19 protein-coding genes are annotated in these 20,257 nt (G+C 67.7%); 13 read left to right on the top strand and 6 right to left on the bottom strand.

Features of this window, described 5'->3' with window-relative positions:
• Positions 1-63: 63 nt before the first annotated feature.
• From NDI56_RS09580 to NDI56_RS09570, 3 genes are all read left to right on the top strand, one after another.
• Positions 64-624 (top strand): HTH domain-containing protein, encoded by a 561-nt coding sequence (locus NDI56_RS09580; RefSeq protein WP_310919249.1) that lies wholly within the window; start codon positions 64-66, stop codon positions 622-624.
• A gap of 126 nt (positions 625-750) precedes the next feature.
• Positions 751-2,679 carry a threonine--tRNA ligase gene (gene thrS, locus NDI56_RS09575; RefSeq protein ID WP_310919247.1) on the top strand — a complete coding sequence of 643 codons (1,929 nt, stop codon included), beginning with the start codon at positions 751-753 and terminating at the stop codon, positions 2,677-2,679.
• A gap of 96 nt (positions 2,680-2,775) precedes the next feature.
• Positions 2,776-4,662, top strand: coding sequence for an SLC13 family permease (locus NDI56_RS09570; protein ID WP_310919246.1), 1,887 nt, complete (start codon positions 2,776-2,778; stop codon positions 4,660-4,662).
• A gap of 131 nt (positions 4,663-4,793) precedes the next feature.
• Here NDI56_RS09570 and NDI56_RS09565 read toward each other — a convergent pair whose 3' ends face one another.
• Entirely contained in the window at positions 4,794-5,633 is an 840-nt protein-coding gene (locus NDI56_RS09565) for a PspA/IM30 family protein (protein WP_310919245.1), read from the bottom strand.
• Positions 5,634-5,807: 174 nt separating this feature from the next.
• On the opposite strand from NDI56_RS09565, the gene NDI56_RS09560 reads away from it, so the two are divergent.
• Positions 5,808-6,383, top strand: a complete 576-nt coding sequence (locus NDI56_RS09560) for an alpha/beta hydrolase (RefSeq protein WP_310919636.1) — start codon at positions 5,808-5,810, stop codon at positions 6,381-6,383.
• Here the strand turns inward: NDI56_RS09560 and NDI56_RS09555 are convergent.
• Entirely contained in the window at positions 6,367-7,596 is a 1,230-nt protein-coding gene (locus tag NDI56_RS09555) for an outer membrane protein assembly factor BamB family protein (protein ID WP_310919243.1), read from the bottom strand. The two genes, NDI56_RS09560 and NDI56_RS09555, sit on opposite strands and share 17 nt — an antisense overlap.
• Positions 7,597-7,677: 81 nt before the next feature.
• Here NDI56_RS09555 and NDI56_RS09550 point away from each other — a divergent pair, with 81 nt between their 5' ends.
• The 6 genes from NDI56_RS09550 (at position 7,678) to NDI56_RS09525 (ending at position 12,783) form a co-directional block, all read left to right on the top strand.
• Positions 7,678-9,048, top strand: a complete 1,371-nt coding sequence (locus tag NDI56_RS09550) for a hypothetical protein (protein ID WP_310919241.1) — start codon at positions 7,678-7,680, stop codon at positions 9,046-9,048.
• Positions 9,049-9,104: 56 nt separating this feature from the next.
• On the top strand, positions 9,105-9,293 hold the full coding sequence (locus NDI56_RS09545; protein ID WP_310919240.1) for a hypothetical protein: 189 nt from the start codon (positions 9,105-9,107) through the stop codon (positions 9,291-9,293).
• Positions 9,294-9,388: 95 nt separating this feature from the next.
• Positions 9,389-9,793, top strand: coding sequence for a DUF7344 domain-containing protein (locus NDI56_RS09540; RefSeq protein WP_310919239.1), 405 nt, complete (start codon positions 9,389-9,391; stop codon positions 9,791-9,793).
• Positions 9,794-9,881: 88 nt separating this feature from the next.
• Complete coding sequence (pyrG, locus tag NDI56_RS09535) at positions 9,882-11,552, top strand: glutamine hydrolyzing CTP synthase (protein ID WP_310919238.1); 1,671 nt, start codon at positions 9,882-9,884, stop codon at positions 11,550-11,552.
• Positions 11,552-12,469 (top strand): glutamine-hydrolyzing GMP synthase, encoded by a 918-nt coding sequence (guaA, locus tag NDI56_RS09530; protein ID WP_310919237.1) that lies wholly within the window; start codon positions 11,552-11,554, stop codon positions 12,467-12,469. The genes pyrG and guaA overlap by 1 nt, the downstream gene beginning before the upstream one ends.
• Before the next feature lie 2 nt (positions 12,470-12,471).
• Positions 12,472-12,783 carry a DUF7126 family protein gene (locus NDI56_RS09525; RefSeq protein ID WP_310919236.1) on the top strand — a complete coding sequence of 104 codons (312 nt, stop codon included), beginning with the start codon at positions 12,472-12,474 and terminating at the stop codon, positions 12,781-12,783.
• Between the two features lie 14 nt (positions 12,784-12,797).
• Here NDI56_RS09525 and NDI56_RS09520 read toward each other — a convergent pair whose 3' ends face one another.
• The 3 genes from NDI56_RS09520 to NDI56_RS09510 form a co-directional block, all read right to left on the bottom strand.
• Positions 12,798-13,472, bottom strand: coding sequence for an MBL fold metallo-hydrolase (locus NDI56_RS09520; RefSeq protein WP_310919235.1), 675 nt, complete (start codon positions 13,470-13,472; stop codon positions 12,798-12,800).
• 55 nt (positions 13,473-13,527) lie between these two features.
• Entirely contained in the window at positions 13,528-14,352 is an 825-nt protein-coding gene (locus NDI56_RS09515) for an aldo/keto reductase (protein ID WP_310919234.1), read from the bottom strand.
• 90 nt (positions 14,353-14,442) lie between these two features.
• The gene (locus tag NDI56_RS09510) at positions 14,443-15,279 is read right to left on the bottom strand and encodes a molybdopterin-binding protein (RefSeq protein WP_310919233.1); all 837 of its coding nucleotides are present in this window, start codon (positions 15,277-15,279) and stop codon (positions 14,443-14,445) included.
• A gap of 120 nt (positions 15,280-15,399) precedes the next feature.
• Between NDI56_RS09510 and NDI56_RS09505 the strand changes: the two genes are divergently transcribed.
• The 3 genes from NDI56_RS09505 to NDI56_RS09495 all read left to right on the top strand — a co-directional run bounded on the left by NDI56_RS09505 (position 15,400) and on the right by NDI56_RS09495 (position 17,845).
• A complete protein-coding gene (locus NDI56_RS09505) occupies positions 15,400-15,561 on the top strand; it encodes a DUF7542 family protein (RefSeq protein ID WP_310919232.1) in 162 nt (53 codons plus the stop codon).
• Positions 15,562-15,745: 184 nt separating this feature from the next.
• Positions 15,746-16,063, top strand: a complete 318-nt coding sequence (locus NDI56_RS09500; RefSeq protein ID WP_310919231.1) for a DUF7977 family protein — start codon at positions 15,746-15,748, stop codon at positions 16,061-16,063.
• Between the two features lie 60 nt (positions 16,064-16,123).
• Complete coding sequence (locus NDI56_RS09495) at positions 16,124-17,845, top strand: histidine kinase N-terminal 7TM domain-containing protein (protein WP_310919230.1); 1,722 nt, start codon at positions 16,124-16,126, stop codon at positions 17,843-17,845.
• Positions 17,846-17,923: 78 nt separating this feature from the next.
• Here NDI56_RS09495 and NDI56_RS09490 read toward each other — a convergent pair whose 3' ends face one another.
• Positions 17,924-20,122: a COG1361 family protein gene (locus NDI56_RS09490; RefSeq protein WP_310919229.1), complete on the bottom strand. Its 2,199-nt coding sequence runs from the start codon at positions 20,120-20,122 to the stop codon at positions 17,924-17,926.
• Positions 20,123-20,257 lie beyond the last annotated feature (135 nt).

Genomic DNA, 20,257 nt, shown 5'->3' with positions numbered 1-20,257 from the left:
CGCTCACACCTCGCCACTCATGGTATATGTTTTTGGTCTCGGCAAACCATGCTATATACTACCATGCAGGGGGAGCACCAGCCGGTGGCAGACCGCGCGGAGCTGTACCTCCGGTCGCTGTTACCGGAGGGGTACAGCCGGCAACAGGCCAGCACACTGGACCGCGTCAGCGAGCTCGTCGACCGCGGTGTCGTCGGAGAACGCCACGTAGAGGTGTGTGGCTGCCAGGTTCCCGCGTCGGTCACGGCGACGCGGACCGGGGTCGGCGAGCGCATCGTCAGCCGGCTGTCTGCCTTTCAGGCGTGGGCGCAGCGAAACGACTGCACGCTCGGCCCCGCGATGGAGCTTCGCGACGTGGACGACTCGCTCTCTGACACTCACTACCGGGCCGTTCGCCTCCCAACGCTCCTGCTCGCTGAGTACCGCGACGGGGCCCTCCGCTGTGTGACGCCACACTGTGCCGGCGACACCGTCCGCACGGTCGAAGACCGCCTCGCGGAACTGGAGGCCGGCGAGCCGACCGTGTTCGAGCCCCTGCCACCGCGGTCGCCCTCGACGTTGCCGGCCGATATCGACGCCGAGGACGACGACACCGACGAGCGGGCGCTCCTCGCCCAGCGCTGACGCGCCTCGCGACCATCGGACCGCCGGAGACTCCGAGGTCGTCTCCGTGCTCCCGCGTTCACTTCGTTCACGCGGGACCGCCCCAATCTCAATACACTTATCCCCGGCCGCTCTCGTACCACGGGTATGAGTACGGTCACGGTCACACTGCCGGACGGGTCCACGCTCTCGATGGACGAAGGCAGCACGGTCGAGGATGTCGCCTACGAAATCGGACCGGGACTCGGTTCGGACACCGTCGCGGGCGTCGTGGACGGAGACCTGGTCGACAAGCACACGCCGCTCACGGAGGACGTCGAACTGGTCATCGTCACACCGAGCAGCGACGAGTACGTCGACGTGCTCCGCCACTCGGCCGCCCACGTCTTCGCGCAGGCGCTCCAGCGGGAGTTCCCCGAGGCGACACTGACCATCGGACCGTGGACCGACGACGGCTTCTACTACGATATCACCGGCGTCGACCTCGACGAGGACGACCTCGAAGACATCGAGGCCGAGGCCGAGGAGATAATCGCGGCCGACTACGACATCGTCCGCGAGGAGGTCTCCCGCGAGGCGGCCTTCGAGCGCTACGAGGACAACCCGTTCAAGCAGGACATCCTGGAGACCGAGGCCGCCGACGAGGACCCGGTCTCGTTCTACCAGCAGGACGACTTCTACGACCTCTGTCAGGGTCCCCACGTCGAGTCGACCGGCGAAATCGGCGGCTTCGCGCTGCTCGAAATCTCGGCGTCGTTCTGGCGCGGCGACGAGGACAACGAGACGCTCACGCGGGTGTACGGCACCGCGTTCCCGACCGAAGAGGGGCTCGACGAGTACCTCGAGATGCGACAGCAGGCCCAGGAGCGGGACCACCGGAAGATCGGCCAGGAGATGGACCTCTTCTCCATCGACGACACGACGGGGCCGGGGCTCCCGCTGTACGAGCCAAACGGCAAGAAGATCCTCAACGAACTCTCCGACTACGTCGGCCAGCTGAATCGCGCGGCAGGCTACGACGAGATAGAGACGCCCCACGTCTTCCGCACCGAGCTCTGGAAGAAGTCGGGCCACTACGAGAACTACGTCGACGACATGTTCCTGCTGGAGGTCAACGACGAGGAGTACGGCCTGAAGCCGATGAACTGCCCGGGCCACGCGACCATCTTCGACCAGAAGTCGTGGTCCTACCGCGACCTCCCGGTGCGGTACTTCGAGGACGGGAAGGTCTACCGGAAAGAGCAGCGCGGCGAACTCTCCGGGCTCTCCCGGACGTGGGCCTTTACCATCGACGACGGCCACCTGTTCGTCCGGCCCGACCAGATAGAACAGGAAGTGCTGGCGACCGTCGACATCATCCTCGATACGCTGGACACGTTCAACCTCGATTACACGGTCCAGTTCGCCACCCGACCCGAGAAGAGCGTCGGCGGCGACGAGATCTGGGAGAAAGCCGAGAACCAGCTCGCATCCGTCCTCGACGAGCAGGACATCGACTACGTCGTCGAAGAGGGCGACGGCGCCTTCTACGGCCCGAAGATAGACTTCGCCTTCGAGGACGCCCTCGGTCGGAACTGGGACGGCCCGACGGTCCAGCTGGACTTCAACATGCCCGAGCGGTTCGACCTGACCTACACGGGCGAGGACAACGAGGACCACCGCCCCGTGATGATACACCGCGCGCTCTACGGGAGCTACGAGCGGTTCTTCATGGTGCTGACCGAGCACTACAACGGGAACTTCCCGCCGTGGCTCGCGCCGGAGCAGGTCCGCATCCTCCCCGTCTCCGACGACAACATCCCCTACTGCGAGGAGCTCAAAGCGGCACTGGGCGACTACCGCGTCGAAATCGAGGACCGCTCGTGGACCGTCGGCAAGAAGATTCAGGTGGCCCACGACGACCGCGTGCCCTACATGCTCATCATCGGCGACAACGAGGAGGAAGCCGGCACCATCTCGGTCCGGGATCGCCAGGAAGACGAGGAAAAAGACGTCGAGCTGGACGAGTTCCGTGACCACCTCGAAACCGAGGTCGAACAGCAGCGGTCCGCTGTCACCTTCCTCGCCACGCGATAACCTCACTTCCCGCGTTTCACTACGTCTCCTGTCCGCGTAACATTATTTCCACCCCTCACTGGGATTTATCCCACCGTCTCCCGTTGAGTCGCCACGATGGCTGCACTCTCGACGGGCGCGCTCGTCGTCTTCGGACTCATCGCGGTCGCGCTGACCCTGTTCGTCACGGAGTGGCTCCCGCCCGACATGACCGCCATCGCGGTGCTGGTCTCGCTGGCCGTGCTCGAACCGTACACCGGCGTCCCGGCCCGCGAGGCCATCGCCGGGTTCGCCAGTCCCGCCGTCGTCACCATCGTCGCGATGTACATCCTCAGCGCCGGCGTCGAGGCGACCGGGCTGGTCGACTGGCTCGGCGGTCGGCTGGCGGCGCTGACCGGCGGCGACGAGCGCCGCCTGCTCGGCGCCGTCGTCGGGACGACCGGCGTCAGCGCCGGCTTCGTCAACAACACGCCGGTCGTCGCCGTGTTCATCCCGCTCGTGACGGGGCTCTCTGACCGGTACGGCATCTCCCCCTCGAAACTCCTCATGCCGCTCTCTTTCGCCGCGATGCTCGGCGGGACGCTGACCCTCGTGGGCACCTCGACGAACCTCCTGGCCAGCGACGTCTCCCGCGAGCTGCTCGGACGGCCGTTCTCGATGTTCACGCTCACACCGGTCGGCGTCCCCGTCCTGCTGGTCGGGGTCGGCTACCTCCTCACCGTCGGCCGGGCGCTGGTCCCCGCCCGCGTCCCCCCGACACAGGACTTCACCGAGGAGTTCGGGATGGGACGGCACTTGGCCAGGCTGTCGGTCCGCGAGGGGTCGCCGCTGGTGGGACACACCGTCGACGAGGCGCTGGACGACGGCGGGCCGCTCGCGCCCGTCGACGACGGACAGCTCATCGCGGACGGCGACCCCGCCGCCATCGACGTCGATGTCCTCCAGATAGACCGGGACGGCGAGTCGCTGTTCGCGACGGCGACCGACCGCCCGCTCGCGCCGGGCGACGTGCTCACCGTCCGGGGCAACCGACAGGCCGTCAACCGGTTCGGCGACCGGTTCGACCTCCGGCAGCTCCCCCGCGAGCCGGTGACCGAGTCGGTACTGGTCGACCCGGACCACGACGGCGTGCTCGCGGAGGCCGTCGTCCACCGCGAGTCGCGGCTGCTCGGACGGACGCTCGGTGCGGTGGACCTGCGCTCGCGGTTCGACACGACGGTGCTTGCCGTCCGCCGCGGCGAGACGGTCATCCGGGAGCGACTGGACGGCGTGGAACTGACCGCCGGGGACACGCTCTTGCTCCAGACGCCCGCGGACAAGTTCAGTCACCTGGAAGACGAGGGGTATCTCCTGTTGACCGATGGCCCACCGGAGCTGTTCGGCGTCGGCACCGACGACGGCACGCCGTCGCTCGACCCGAGTGCGTTCGTGCCACTCGGCGTCCTCGCGGCGGTCATCGCACTGGCCGCGGCCGGGCTGGTCGATATCTACATCGCCGCGCTGGGCGGCGTCGTCGCGATGGTCGCCGCCGGCACGCTCACGGCCACTCGCGCCTACGACGCCGTCAGCTGGAACGTCGTCTTCCTTCTCGCCGGCCTGTTGCCGCTCGGGACGGCGATGCAGGCCACCGGGGGGTCGGCGTTCGTGGGCGACCTGCTGGCGGGTGTGGCCGGCGTCCTCCCGCCGCTGGCGCTGCTCGCGGTGTTGTACCTGTTGACCGCGCTGCTTGCGAGTATCATCACGCCGGTCGCCACCGTCGTCCTGATGGCACCCGTTTCCGTCGCCACGGCCGAGAGCGCCGGCGTCGCCGGCTTCCCGGTGCTCGTGATGGTGACCTTCGCTGTCGCCACCGCGTTCATCACTCCTATCGGCTACCAGACCAACCTCATGGTGTACGGCCCGGGCGGCTACCGCTTTACTGACTACGCCCGCGTCGGCGCACCGCTGCAACTGCTGCTCTGTGCCGTCACGACGCTGTCGGTCGCCGCCATCTGGCCGCTCTGAGTGCGACCCGGCGTCGCCACAGCGGTGACTGTCTCCCTGTTCCCGTTACGCTACTGCTCCCCGTTCCGGGACGGGGCCTCACTCCGTTCCCCGCTCGCCGTCCGAGGTCGCTCACTCCGTTCGCGACCTCGCTACTCCTCGTCTTTCAGCTCGTCCAGCTCGGCCTCGACCTCGCTGTCGTCGACCTCGACGTCGCTGACGGTGTCGTCCTCCAGTTCCTGTTCCAGTTCGGTCTCGGCGGCCTCGTCGCCGCCGTTGGCCGTCGGCTCCTCTTCTTTCCCCATCTCCGATTTCAGCGTATCCAGCTCGGCGTCGACCTCGCCGTCCTGCTGGACCGCGTCGAGCTCCTTCTCCAGCGAGCTCCGGTCGTCGAGCTGGTTCTCCAGTGCGCCGTTCTCGCGGAGCTCGTCCATGGCCTGTGCACGGGCCTCCATATCCTCGGTCCGCTCCTCGGCGCGCTCGATGGCCCGGCTCACGTCCTCCATCTCGTCGCCGGCACCGGTCATGGCCTCGTTGACCCGCGCGGAGGCCTTGGCGGCCTCGTGACGGGCCTTCATCGTCTCCTTTTTGGTGCGGAACTGCTCTATCTGGCGCTGGAGCTCGTCTTTCTGCTCTACGAGCTGGTCCTGCTGGCGCTGGAGCTGGCTTATCTGGCCCTCGAGCTCCTCTATCTGGCTCATCTTCTGTTTTTTCTTCTCCAGGGCCTGCCGCGCGAGGTCGTCGCGGTCCTGCTCGACGGCCTGGCGGGCCTGGTCGTTGTGCTTCTCGACGTTCTCCTCCAGCCTGCGTTTCTGTATCTGCAGGCGTTTCTTCTGGGTCGTCAGGTCGGCGATACCCTGTTTCACGTCCTGAAGCTCGTCGCGGAGCTGCTCGTAGCTGTAGTCAAGCGTCTCGGTCGGGTCTTCCGACCGGTTCAGCACCGCGTTCACCTTCGACCGGATGACGTACGACGCACGCGAGAGGATTCCCATACCCCACAGTTCGGTTCCCTGACCTTAAACTTCTTTCAGGGTGTGCGCTCATCTCCCGCCGAGCAGGTGGAGCCAGAGCCATCGACGAGGGCCCGTCGGCGGCGACGGTCCGAGCCGGAGACCGTCGGCGACTCCGGCGACAGATACAGGCCCTCCGTCGCCGACAGTCCAGTCATGAGCGAGCCGGTGCTAATCCCCGGCGGGCGGGACGTGGCGGGGCGACTCGACCGAGCCGATGCCGACAGCGTCGTCGTCGCCTGCCCGCCGGACCCCCGGGCGGGTGGCTCCCGGTCGGACCCCAGACTCCGGGCGGTGAGCGACGCGCTGGGCCGCGAGGTGGCCTGTCTCCGGTTCGACTACGGCCCCTGGGACGACGCCCGCGGGCCGGCGCTGTGTACCACTGACGCCGAGAACGCGCTCTCGTGGGCCAACGACCGGTTCGACCGCGTCGGGCTGTTCGGCTACAGCTTCGGGGCCGTCGTGGCGCTCCGGACCGCCGCCGAGGCCGGGCCCGCCGCGTGTTCGGTTCTCGCGCCGCCGGCCGACGCGGCCGACGCGCTCGGGGCCGTCGACTGCCCGGTACAGGTCGTCGTCGGCGACCGGGACACCGCCGTGGACCCCACGCCGGTGGTCGACCGCGCCGGCGCGCTGGACCACCCGGTCGAGACACTCCCCGCGACCCACCAGTTCCGGCTGGCCCGCGACCGGATGGGGCGACTGGTCGCCGCGTTTCTCAGCCGGCGACCGTGAACTCGCCGTCGACCCAGTCGAGGGCGACGACGCGTCCGTCGCCGTACCTGACGAACACCTCGTCGTCGCCGTCGCCGTCGGTGTCCGCCGTCGTGGCGAACGTCCAGATGGGGACCGCCCGCTCGTAGGCGGCCCGCTCCTCGCCGGTGTCGGGGGCGAGCACCGCGACGGTGCCGTCGTTCGCGACGGCGACTACGTCCTCGGTGCCGTCGCCGTCGACGTCCCCGAGGACGGGCGCGAACGAAGACTGGCGCTCGGCCCCCCCGAGGTCGGTACGCCAGTCGATATCGCCGTCGGCCGTCTCGATGGCGAGCACCTGCCCGGAGACGGTCGCGTACACCTCCGTGCGGCCATCGCCGTCGGCGTCGCCCACGTCGTGGATGCGCGGCGTGCCGTCGAGGCGTCGCTCCCAGACCCGCTCGCCGGTCGCGCCGTCGAGCGCCACGAGCTGGCGCGTATCGCCCGTGAGGACGGTGCCGTCACCGACGGCGAGCGTCTTCGCCGAGACCTCGGTGTCCCACTGTTTGCTCCCAGCGCTCCCGTAGACGCTGACGTTGTTGTTGCCACCTACCACGACCTCGCTCTCGCCGTCGCCGTCGGTGTCGGCCAGGCGCGGCCGGGCCCACACCGTGGTGTTCGTCTCGGCTCGCCACGCCACCGTCCCGTCGCCGTGAGCGACGAGGAGCCCGCCGTCGATGTCGCTGACGACGATTTCCGGGCGGGCGTCGCCGGTGAGGTTCCCGACCGCGGGCTGGCCGTAGCCGTACGTCGACAGCGGGAGCCGCCACTCCTCTCGGCCCGACGCCGCGTCGAGGACGACCAGCGCGTCCTGCGTCGTGCCGACGGCGAGCTCCAGTCCGGGGTCGGCGTCGATGTCGGCGACGGCCGGCTGGGTGAGCGCGTGGGAGAAACAGTCCTCGCCGGGGACGCTCCAGCGCCACTGGACCGCGCCGTCGCTGGGCCGGAGCCGGACGAGCGAACAGTCCGTGGGGCCGAGGGTTTTCCCGTCCGCCGGCACGGCGGTGACGGGCGCGACGACGACCTCGCCGCGCGGCCCGACCCCGACGGCGTGGTGGTTCACCTCGTTGTCGCGGGGGGTGTCACTGACCCACGTCTGCGTGAGCGCGCCGCTTTCGGCCGCGAGCCCGGCGACCACGACTCCGGCGAGCGCCCCGCAACACAGCAGTGCCACGAGCGCCGTTCGGCCTCGCATTGCCGGTGCTCGGTCGTCAGCGACCATAAGCCCGTGGACAGAGAGCGGAACGTACTTTCGGGCCGGGGCGTCAGTTCCGGTATGGACGACCGTCGCTGGCTGCGCCCGCTCGGAGTCGCCGTGACGGCGCTGTGGCTGTCGGCGTCTGCCGGCGTCGCGAGCGCACACGGGGCAGTCGGCAGCGCCGCCGCGGCCCCGATTCCGCTGTGGCTGCTGTACACCGGGGCCGGCGGGACGGTCGCGCTCACGGCCGTCTGGCTGGCCGTCGGCGACCGGACGGGCGACGCCGGCGAAGGGACCGCCGCCCCGCCCTCGGTGACGGTCCCGGTCTGGCTCGCCCGGGCGCTCGAAAACGTCGGGAGGGCCCTCGGACTGGTGGCGCTCGTCGCCGTGCTCGCCTTCGGAGTGGTCGGCCCCCAGATACGGTCGGCGAACGTCGCGACGGTCCTCTTCTGGCCGGTCTGGCTGAAGGGAATCGGGCTGCTCGCCGTCGTCGTCGGGAGCCCGTGGCCCGTCGTCTCGCCCTGGGAGACCGTCTATCGGGGCCTCACTCGACTGGAGGGGGCACCGCCGCGACTCCTCGGGACGTACCCCGAGTGGCTGGGGGAGTGGCCCGCAGTCGCGGGTTTTGCCCTCGTGGTCGGCGTCGCCGAGAACCTCACGACGCTCCCGCGCTCGCCGCGACTCACGGCGGTGCTGGTCGCCGGGTACGCCCTGGTGATGCTGCTCGGGGCGCTCGCGTTCGGGCCGGCGTGGCTCCGCCGGGCCGACGCGCTGGCAGTGCTGTACCGCCTGCTCGGACTGGTCGCGCCGCTGTCGGTCGGCCGCGAGGCCGGCGGCTACCGCGTCGCGTTACGGGCCCCGTGGCGGAGCTGTACCCGTTCGGTCCGGAGCGTCTCGACCGCCGCGTTCGTCGTGTTGGCGCTGTACACCGTGAGCTTCGACGGGCTGGCGGAAACCACCGCGTTCCAGAGCCTGCTGGCCGCGACGCGGGGGCTCGCCGGACCGGTCCCCGCCGCAGTCGCGCTGTATCTCGTCGGCTTTGGCCTGTTTCTGGGCGGGTACTGGCTCGCCGTGGCGCTCGCGGGCCGCGCCGGCGACGAAGCCGGGCCGACGGCCTTTGCCGCCTCGTTGCTCCCCATCGCCGCGGCCTACGAGGTGGCCCACACCTACCCGTTCGTCCTCCGGAACCTCGGCCGACTCCTCGAACTGTCGACCGCCGGCCTGCTCGCTGTCGACCCCGTCGCCGGGCTCTCGGTGTCCGTGTTCTGGGGCTCACAGGTACTGCTAGTCGTCGGCGGCCACCTCGTCGCCGTCGCGGCCGCCCACGCCGCCGCCGTTCGCCGGTATGGCGTCTCCGCCGGCCGTCGAGCGCACGCGCCCCTCGCCGTCGTCATGGTCGGCTACACCGTCTGTTCGCTGTGGATTATCTCCCAGCCGCTGGCGAACTGAACCGGCCGGCAGCTGCCGGGCGTATATTTATTCTCTATAGCGCACAATAGCGATACATGTCCACGGCAAGTCCCGGACCGGTCGTCCGGCGCGCCAGCCACGGGGCGCTCTCGCTCGTCGCCGGCTTTCTCGCCGGGCTCGTCCTGTTTCTCGCCATCGGTGCGGCGACCGGCGATGCCGTGTTCTCGGCGCTGGCGCTCGCGGCGCTGGTCGCGGTCACCCGTACCCTGGCCCAGAGCGCTTGAGTGCGCCGGCGGTCCGGACCTGTGAGCTCCAAACGACCAGTACATGGAAAGAACACTGATAATCGGTGGCTTGATATAACAAATGAGGAGTCGTAGTGGACAAAAAAGCCAAAATCGCAGACACGAGCGGGTCAGGACTGTCCGAAGACGAGATCTTCACGCTCCTCGCGATGCACCGGCGGCGGGAACTGCTCCGCACGCTCGACCGGGCCGGCGGGGAAGCGACCGTCGGCGACATCACGAACGAGCTCGCCGGCGGAGAGCACGGGGACGACGCCGGCGTGAAGGAACGAAAGACGGTGTACGTCTCGCTGTACCAGACACACATTCCCCGACTGGTGGAAGCCGGGGTGCTGGTCCACGACGAGGACACGAAACTGGTGCGCCTGACCGATCGTGGGGAGGTGTTGCTGGCGTATCTCCGATACGACCCGACGGCGAAGCAACCGGGGCTGCTCTCGCGGGTGTTGCGACCGGGCGGCCGCAAGCGGGCGCAGTAGCTAGGCGACACCACGGCCGACAGTGCGAGCGAGTGGCGAAGATGGCGTGCTCCGAAACCGTTTTGAGGGCACGGGATTCACCGACAGTATGCCGACCGAACCCGAAACGGACTACGACCCGGAACTGGGTCGCAAGTTCATCTTCGTCACCGGTGGCGTGATGTCAGGTCTGGGAAAGGGCATCACCGCCGCCAGCACGGGCCGCCTTCTCAAGAACGCCGGGTTCGACGTGACCGCGGTCAAGATCGACCCGTATCTCAACGTCGACGCCGGTACGATGAACCCCTTCCAGCACGGCGAGGTGTACGTCCTCAAGGACGGCGGTGAGGTCGACCTCGACCTGGGGAACTACGAGCGCTTCCTCGACATCGACATGACGTTCGACCACAACGTCACCACGGGGAAGACCTACCAGCACGTCATCGAGAAGGAGCGCGCCGGCGACTACCTCGGCCGCACCGTACAGATTATCCCGCACATCACCGACGACATCAAGCGACGGATACGGGAGGCCGCCGAGGGCAACGACGTCTGTATCATCGAGGTCGGGGGGACCGTCGGTGACATCGAGGGGATGCCGTTTCTGGAAGCCCTTCGCCAGTTCGCTCACGAGGAAGACGAGGACGACATTCTCTTCACCCACGTCACGCTCGTCCCGTACTCGAAAAACGGCGAACAGAAGACCAAACCGACCCAACACTCGGTCAAGGAACTGCGCTCTATCGGCCTCCAGCCGGACGTGCTGGTCGGGCGCTGTTCGGACAAGCTCGACATCGACACCAAGGAGAAAATCGCCCTGTTCTGTGACGTCCCCACGGACGCGGTGTTCTCGAACCCCGACGTGGACGACATCTACCACGTCCCGCTGATGGTCGAGGAAGAGGGGCTCGACGAGTACGTCATGGAGCGGCTGGACATCAAAGAAGAGGCCCTCCCCGAGGACGAACGCGAGAACCGCTGGCGCGAACTCGTCACCCAGCAGACCCAGGGCGAGGTCGACGTCGCGCTCGTGGGCAAGTACGACCTCGAAGACGCCTACATGTCCGTCCACGAGGCGCTGAAACACGCCGGGCTGGAGAAGAACGTCGACGTCAACGTCCACTGGGTCAACTCCGAGAAGATGCCGGACCACCACGCCGACCGGATGCGCGAGGCCGACGCCATCGTCGTCCCCGGCGGCTTCGGCAACCGCGGGACACAGGGCAAAATCGACGCCATCCGGTACGCCCGCGAGAACGACGTCCCGTATCTGGGGCTCTGTCTGGGCTTTCAGCTCGCGGTCATCGAGTACGCCCGGAACGTCCTCGGACTCGAGGGCGCTCACTCCGCGGAACTCGACGAGGACACGCCACACCCAGTCATCGACATCCTCCCCGAGCAGTACGAGATCGAGGACATGGGCGGGACGATGCGGCTGGGCGCCCACGAGACCGACATCGACCCGGGGACGCTGGCGGCCGAGCTGTACGGCGGCGACTCCTGTACGGAGCGACACCGCCACCGCTACGAGGTCAACCCCGAGTACTTCGAGGAACTGGAAGACGCCGGCCTCAAGTTCTCCGGGCGCTCTGGCAACCGTATGGAGATACTCGAACTCGCAGCCGAGGAGCACCCCTACTTCATCGGGACGCAGTTCCACCCGGAGTTTCGCTCCCGTCCCACCCGCGCCAGCCCGCCGTTCGTCGGCCTGCTGGATGCCGTCGTCAGCGACGAACCGCACGCCCCTGACGGTGCGGGGACCAAGGAGGTGAGCCACTGATGGTCGACGTCGAGGAGTTCATCGACGAGAAGGTCGCGGAGATAGCCGACGAAGTGGGCGATAAGAACGCCGTCATCGGCCTCTCCGGCGGCGTCGACTCGTCCACGGCGGCCGCGCTCGCCTACGAGGCCATCGGCGACCAGCTGACCGCGGTGTACGTCGACACCGGGCTCATGCGGAAAGGCGAGACCGACGAGATCCGCGAGACGTTCGACTACATGGAGAGCCTCCGAATCGTCGACGCGAAGGACCGATTCCTCGAAGAGCTCGGTGGCGAGACCGACCCCGAGGAGAAACGCCACATCATCGGCGAGCAGTTCATCCGGGAGTTCGAGACGGTCGCCCGCGAGGTCGACGCGGACTACCTCGTCCAGGGGACCATCTACCCGGACCGCATCGAGAGCGAGGGGACCATCAAGTCCCACCACAACGTCGGCGGGCTCCCCGAACGCATCGACTTCGACGGCATCGTCGAACCGATGCGCGATCTGTACAAGGACGAGGTCCGCGAGGTCGCTCGCGCGCTCGACCTCGAAGAGATAATCTCCGAGCGCATGCCGTTCCCCGGTCCCGGGCTCGCCGTCCGGATCATCGGCGAAGTCACCGAGGAGAAGCTGGACGTCGCTCGGGAGGCCAACCACGTCGTCGAGGAAGAACTCGAAGAGTACGAGCCGTGGCAGGCGCTGGCCGCCGTCATCGGCAAGGCCACCGGCGTCAAGGGCGACAACCGCGTCCACGGCTGGGTCGTCGCCGTCCGCTCCGTCGAGTCCCGCGACGGGATGACCGCCCGCGCTCAGGAACTCGACTGGGACACGCTCCAGCGGATGCAGAGCCGTATCACGGGTGCCCACGAGAACGTCGCACGCGTGGTCTACGACGTGACCCACAAACCGCCCGCGACCATCGAGTACGAGTGACGATGGACGTCATCGTCGTCGGGGACGACCCCGAACGGATGCGCGAGGCACTGGCGGCCGAGGGTCACGCGGTCACCGTCGCCGACGTCGGCAACCGACCGGGGCTCGAAGAGGCCGGTATCCACGACGCCGAGGTGTACCTGCTGACGGAGATGGCCCAGGCGACCTCTATCTCCGTCGCGAAGGACCTCAACCCCGACCTGCGCGTCGTCGTCTACGCGGAGGGGTCCCTGCCCGACTTCGCCAGCCGACAGACCGACCTCGTCGTCGACCCGAACCTGCTGGGGCCCGACGCGGTCGCCGAGGAACTGTAGCGTCCGGCGGCTTTTCACAGCGTCTCGACGACACTGGCCAGCCGCCGGCTTCCGCCCTCCTCGAACGGGACGCCGTGGCCCATCGCGGCCACCTCGAACGCCGGGGCCCGCTCGGCCAGCGACCGGACGCTCGCTTCGACGGCGTCGGCGTCGTAGCTCAACAGCCACGGCGACGGATAGACGGTGCCGCCCCGTTCGAGGACGAGGTCGCCGAGGAGGGCCGTCGACAGCGCTTCGCTGACGTAACAGACGTGACCCGGCGTGTGGCCCGGCGTCCCGTAGACGGTGAACGTGCCCACGGAATCGCCGTCCTCGACCGGCTCGACCGGGTTGTCCGGGACCGAAGTCAGCAGCCGGCCGACGCGCTGTATCAGCCCCTTGTGGTTCGACAGCGGCGGTTTCTGCTCGCCGGTGACGAGGGGGGCGTCCGCCGCGCCGACGTGGATAGTCAGGTCAACGCCGTCGAAGGCCCCGAGCCCGCCGACGTGGTCCATATCGTAGTGCGTCAGGAGAATCCGGTCGAGGTCACGCAGCTCGAACCCTGCCTCACGGAGGCCGCCGATGAGTGCACTGGCGTGAAAGCGCATCCCGGTGTCGACCAGCGTCAGCGTCCCGTCGTCGTCGACGAGATAGGCGTTGGTTCCACGGAGGTCGTACCACCACACGCCGTCGGCAAGCGGGGTCACCATACCGGCTGTTGGGTTCCCGCGTGCAAAATTCACTCGATAGGGGGGTCCGAGCCGCTCAGAACGGGAGCTGGGACCGCACGAACTGGACGCCGGTCTTGACCTTCGAGGGGTCGCGAATCCACGCCATCTCGTCGTCGGTCAGCTCGAAGTCGAAGACAGCCATGTTCGCTTCCAGATGCTCCCGACTGGAGGCTTTCGGGATGGCCGCGACGCCGTCCTGCTGGACGAGCCAGCGCAGGGCGACCTGTGCGGGGGACTTGCCGTAGCGGTTCCCGATGGTGACCAGCGCGGGGTCGTCGAGCACGCCGCCGCGGGCCAGCGGGCTGTAGGCCGTCAGCAGGACGTCGTGGATACGGCAGTAGTCGAGCAGCTTCCGCTGGTCCCAGTAGGGGTGGTACTGGACCTGGTCGGTGAGGATAGGGGCCGCGGAGTGTTCGCGGGCCCGGTCGAGACGCGACGGCGAGAAGTTGCTCACACCGATATGCTCGACAAGTCCCTCGTCCACGAGGTCGTTCATCGCCCCCAGCGTCTCTTCGAGGGGCGCCGTCCAGGGCTTGTTGGGCCAGTGGATGAGCAGGCAGTCGAGGTAGTCGGTACCCAGCTTGTGCAGGCTCTCGCGGGTCGACCGCCGGACGCTCGCGGCGTCGCGGTTGCTCCCGTCGAGTTTCGTCACGAGGAACACGTCCTCGCGGTCCACCTCGGCGGCCTCGATACCCAGCCCGACCTGGCGCTCGTTGCCGTAGGCCTGTGCGGTGTCGACGTGGCGATACCCCATCTCGACGGCGTCCCTGACCGTCTCGCGACAGGTCGGCCCGGTGAGCTGCCAGGTTCCGAGGCCGAGTGCGGGGACCGACGCTCCCTGAACATCGATGTTTTCCATACCGTTGGTTGGCACGCCAGCGGGAAAACGGCGGTGTCGAGCGGGTCGCCGGCGCGGTCGGTTCCCCCCGGGTGGCGGCTCTGGGCGCGGTCAGTCCCGGAGCTGCGCGACGAGTTCGGGCGCTTCGCTGGCCAGAATCTCCGAGACGGCCAGCTCCGCTGCCGCCTCGTCGCCGGGCAGACAGAACACGAGCGTCCCGTCGGTGACGCCGGCCGTCGACCGGACGGCGACGATACCGGTGCCGAGACGCTCGGACAGTAACGACCGGAACGCCTCGCCGAAGCCGGGCAGCGCCTTCGAGAGCAGCGGGTGGACCGCCTCGATGGTCGACTCGTCCGGCGCGACCCCGACGCCGCCGACGGTGACGACCGCGTCCACGTCTTCGCGCCCGACGAGCGACTCGACCATCTGCTGGACGGCGTCGTACCCGCCACGCAGGCGCTCGCACGCGGCGACGTCGTGGCCGGCCGACCTGACAGCCGTCGTCACGGTGTCTGTGACGTGCCCGGTCTCCGTCCCGACGACGACCACGGCCACGTCGATAGAAAGCGTCGGTGTGGCTGCCGTCGACGCGGCGGGCGCCGTGCCGAAGACCGACTGTCGGTCACCGGTCGCGTCGGCCTCCGCCGGTTCGTCGACCTCTGTGGTCTCGGCCTCCGCCGGTTCGTCGACCTCTGTGGTCTCGGCCTCCGCCGGTTCGTCGACCTCTGTGGTCCCGGTCTCCGCCGGCTCGTCCGTGCCGGTGTCAGTCGCCGCCGGGACCGGCTCGTCGCCCTCGGCTGTCTCGTCCACGGTCTCTGTGTCGCTCGCTTCGTCCGTCCCACCGGTCGAGCCGTCCCCGGACGTCGACGATTCGGTGTCGGACTCCGCCGTCTCCTCGTCGCTTACGGGTCCACGGCGCGTATCGCGGGACTGGAAATCGACCATGTCGCCACATCGGCCCACGCCCGCTAAACGGTTCCCCCTGCTGTAAGTTGCGACGCTGGGTGTGATAGTTGTACTCAAGCCATGAGAAAATTTATGTTACGGTCCCGAGAGAAATCAGCTATGGAAGGGGTGTACCACGTGGTGTGTCACGAGTGCCCGTTCGAGGGGCTGTACACGTCGGCCACCACCGCAACCGGGGAGCTCGAGGACCACGAACACGAGCACGGCCATCGCGTCAGCCACCTCGAAATCAATCGGCCGAAGCCGCTAACCGAAGCCTGACCGGGCTCGGTCGTCCGGACAGGCCGACCCGAGCCGGTCGAGTGATTCTCCCGGCCGACCGCCAGTGTTTTGCGGCCGCTGACCCGACGGTGAGCCATGCAGGCAGTTCAGACCGCCGGCCCCAGTATCGGGCGTTCCGCGGGACGCGCGGCCCAGCAATCGGTCGTCACGGCCGGTGCGTTCGATGGGTAGCGACGGTCGCGACGACGCGGAGACAGCCGAGCCCGACGACGGTGGGTACGTCCACCGGCCCAGCGGCGAACCGCCCCGTCAGGCCGAAACCAGCGAGGCGTTCGGCCGGGAGGGGTGGGTGCTCGTCGGGATGATCGTGCTGGGCTTTCTGGTCATCCCGATCGCTATCCTCCTGCTCCCGGCCGCTCAGGACCTCGTGCGCTCGCTCGGGCTGACACTCCGGGCCGCGTACCTCGCGTTGCCGCTGGTCCCGGCGTTCCTGCTCGGGGCCGTCGCGGTGTGGTCGGCGCTGCGCTCGCGCCGGTCGTAGTATCGGAGTCGATACTCGGCCGCGAACGTTTATATTACCGTCTACCCACCGTCGATACAAATGTTCCCGTCGCCCCTGTCGGTGGTCCTGCTGGCCGCCGTCGTCGGGATGGGCGTGGCCGTTCTGGTCTGGCTCCACCGCGACCGGCCGGGCGCCGGCCCGCTCGCGACCTTCGTCATCGCCGCGAGTCTCTGGGCCGTCGCACACGGGCTCGAACTGGCCGTCCCCGGCGTGGCGCTGATGGAACGACTCCTGCAGACACAGCTCACGCTCTCTGTCATCATCCCCGTCGCGTGGCTCGTGACGGTACTCGAGTACACCGGCCACCCCCACTGGCTCACGCGCCGACGGGTCGCCCTCCTGCTGGTCGAACCCGCCGTCTTCGTCACGCTGGTGTGGTCAAACGGCGCCCACGGGCTCGTCTGGCGCAGTGCGACGGTCGCTACCAGTGTAGAGACCAGCACGCTGGCGCCGGTCTGGGGGCTGGCCCGGTGGGGTCACCTCGCGTACATGCTCGTGTTGATTCTGGCCGGCGGCGTCCTCCTCATCCGGATGATGCTCCGGACGACCGACCGGTTTCAGGGGCAGGTGCTCGCCCTGCTGGTCGCGATCACGATTCCGACGGTCGGCCACTCGGTCCACGCCTTCGACCTGGTTCCCGCGCAGTTCGACCCGACCAGTCTCGGCTACGTGATTTCGGGCGTCGTCCTCTCCGGGGCACTGCTCCGGGGCCAGCTGCTCGACGTCGCCCCCGTCACGCGCGAACTGGGGCGGGAAGCCGTCTTTGCCGAGATGGACGACGCCGTCATCATCGTCGACGGCGCGGGCCGGCTCGTCGATATCAACGCCGCTGCCACGACGTTCTTCACCGGGTCTCCCCGTGACATCTCCGGGCGGGAACTCGCCGCCGAGCTGCCCGACCTCGCCGCGACCGTCCCCGAGGCCGGCGAGCGGGCCCAGACGGAGACCCGGCTGGAACGGGACGGCGCGGTCCGGTACTACGACGTGCGAATCACGCCGCTATACCGCTCCTACGGCGTCGTCTCCGGCCACCTCATCAGCCTGCGTGACGTGACCCGGCGCCGCCAGCGCGGCCAGCGTATCGACGTGCTCAACCGCTTGCTCAGACACAACATCCGCAACGAGATGAACGTCGTCCGGGGCAACGCCGACCTGCTTTCCGACAGCGTCGACCCCGAGGAACGGGGCCGCATCGACCGCATCGTCCGGACCGTCGACGACATCGTCGACCGGAGCAACAAGATCGGTCGCGTCTCCGAGGCCCTCGAGAGCGAGCGTGCGCGCCCCATCCGCCTGCCCCAGCTGCTCGAAACCGTCGTCGAGGAGGCCCGCGCTCGCCACCCCGACGCCGACATCGCGCTCACCTGCCCAGAGGAGTGTCTGGTCGAGGGGGCGCCGTCGCTGACGCTCGCCGTCGAGGAGCTCGTCGACAACGCGGTCGAACACAGCGAGCGGGCGCCGGTCGTGGATATCACCGTCACCGTTCGAGAGAGCGGCGTCGTCGTCCGCGTCAGCGACGACGGGCCGGGTATCGCGCCCCACGAGCGGACCGTCATCCTCGCCGGCGAGGAGACCCCCCTACAGCACGGGTCCGGCGTCGGGCTCTGGCTGGTGAAGTGGGTCGTCCGTAACGTCGGCGGGACGCTCTCCTTTGCCGAGGGCGACGGGACGACAGTCGAGATAGAGCTCCCGCTGGCGAGTCGCACCGGGAGCGTTTCTCGCACGTCGGCACAACAGAATCTCCTGTCAGGCTCCGAGTAGCCCGCTGCAGTCGGGCCGTTCGACAGCGAGCCCGCCCGCGTTCACCCGAGCGGGCTCGCGGTCGCCACGTGCTGGCGTCTACTCTTCGACAGCGGCGCTGTCGGAGTCGTCGTCGCTCTCGACGATGGCGGTATCGATTTCCTCTGACTCGTCCAGTGTCACGCTGAACGTAATCGTCCGCTCTTCGCCGGGGTCGAGGGTATCGTCGCTCACTGCGAGGAGCGTGCCGTCGTCCTTGCGGAGCCTGACATTCTGGGTGTCCGGTTCGTCGCCGTCGTTAGCGATGGTGGCCGTGACATTGAGTTCTCTCCCATCACTGGTCGATTCGAGAACCGCGTCGTCGACCGTCACCGAGAACTCCGCGGGTTCTTTCTGCGTCACTGCAGCGCTATCGGAGTCGTTCCGGCTCTCGACGATTGCCGTGTCGATTTCCTCCGACTCGTCCAGTGTCACGCTGAACGTAATCGTCCGCTCTTCGCCGCGTTCGAGCGTTTCGTCACTCACTGCTAGCAACGTCCCCTCGTCCTTGCGGAGTTGGATGTCCTGAGTGTCGGTCTCGCCGCCGTCGTTAGCGACAGTCGTAGTGACGGTGAGGTTCTTCCCCTCACCGGCGGTGTCGAGCGTTGCATTGTCGACCGTCACCGAGAACGAAGCTGGCTCTTTCTGCGTCACCGCCGCGCTATCGGAGTCGTTCCGGCTCTCGACCACTGCCGTGTCGATTTCCTCCGACTCGTCCAGCGTCACGCTGAACGCAACCATCTGCTCTTCGCCGGGTTCGAGCGTTTCGTCACTCACCGCCAGCAGCGTGCCGTCGTCCTTGCGGAGCGTGATACTCTGAGTGTCGGTTTCGTCGCCGTCGTTACTGACAGTGGCAGTAACGTCGATCTGGTCGCCCTCGTCGGTCGCGTTGACGACGGCGTCTTCGATAGCCACCTCGAACTCAGGCCCACTGGTGGGCTGCTCAAGCTCCACATCGGCGGTGTCGGAGGCGTCTGGGGTTCTGAGTGTGACCGTGTCTAAGTCCGACTCATAGACAGGTGTCACTGTGTAGGTCACCGTCTTCTGTTCTCCGGCACCGACTGTTTCCTGTCGTAGCCGGATGAGGCGCTCGTCCTCGTTGCGAATCTGAATCTCCTCCGTCACGTTCTCCGGTCCATCGTTGCTGATGGTTGCGGTGACGGTGAGCTGGTCGGTGTTGTTGGTGGAGCTGAGGACTGCTTCGTCGATACTCAGGTCGAACGCCGCATCATCAGTGGGCACGTCAAACTCCACATCGGCGGTATCGGAGGCGTTCGCGGTTCTGAGTGTGACCGTGCTCAGGTCGGACTCGTCGACAGGCGCCACAGTGTAGGTCACCGTCTTCTGTTCTCCGCCACCGACCGTTTCCTGTCGTAGCCGGATGAGCCGCTCGTCCTCGTCGCGAATCTGGATCTCCTCTGTCACGTTCTCCGGTCCATCGTTGCTGATGGTCGCGGTGATATCAAGACGGGCGTCGTTGCTGGTGGAGTTGAGGGTCGCCTCGTCGATACGTAGGTCCAGCTCGCTGGGGTCGGGCGCTGCCTGGGTCACCGCCGCGCTGTCGGAGTCGTCGTCGCTCTTGACGACTGCCGTGTCGATTTCCTCTGATTCGTCCAGTGTCACGCTGAACGTAACTGCCCGCTCTTCGCCGGGTTCGAGGCTCTCCTCACTCACCGCGAGGAGGGTGCCCTCGTCCTTGCGCAGCTGGATTGTCTGTGTGCCGGTCACGTTGCCGTCGTTGCTGACGGTGGCGGTGACGTTGAGTTCCCGTCCCTCACTGGTCGATTCGAGGGCGGCATCGTCGACCGACACCGCGAACTCCGGCCCGTCGCCCGGCTCGTAGATAGTCACGTCTGTCGTCGCTTCGTCGACTGCGCCGGAGACGCTGATCGAATCGCTGTCGACGGCGGCACTACCCGTGTCCCACGAGAGGGTGACGTTCCGTTCTTCGTCCGACCAGAGCCACACCCACTGTCGGTCCACGACAGTGCCGTTGTCGGCTCGCAGCGTTAGCTGTTCCCACTTGCTGCTCTGTCCGTCGTTGGTCACGGTCGCCGTGACCGTGAGCCGGTCACCGGCCTCGACGGGACCGTTCGTTCCGGTGATATTTATCTGGAAGCCGTCCGCTGACTGTTCTGTTCTCTCTGCTGTCGCGGCAGTGCCTACAGACGCCCCCACCACCGGGAGCGATATGAGCATCAAAGCCGCGAGCAGGAGGGCGATTCCCCGATCGGCCTGCAAGGGTGGCAATCGTGTCATCGTTGTCTTGCGAACAGGGACCAAGCCTGTCCACCGAGCGATACTTCGACGGATTTTGTAAAAGTGACGGTCAGATTTAAAATTAAACTGACAGCAGCTCGTATCTCATCGCTCCCCCGGTCCGAGTTCGCGTGT

Source organism: Halomicroarcula saliterrae (assembly GCF_031624395.1).
GTDB classification, from domain to species: domain Archaea; phylum Halobacteriota; class Halobacteria; order Halobacteriales; family Haloarculaceae; genus Haloarcula; species Haloarcula saliterrae.
This window is presented reverse-complemented; position numbering and strand designations above follow the sequence as displayed.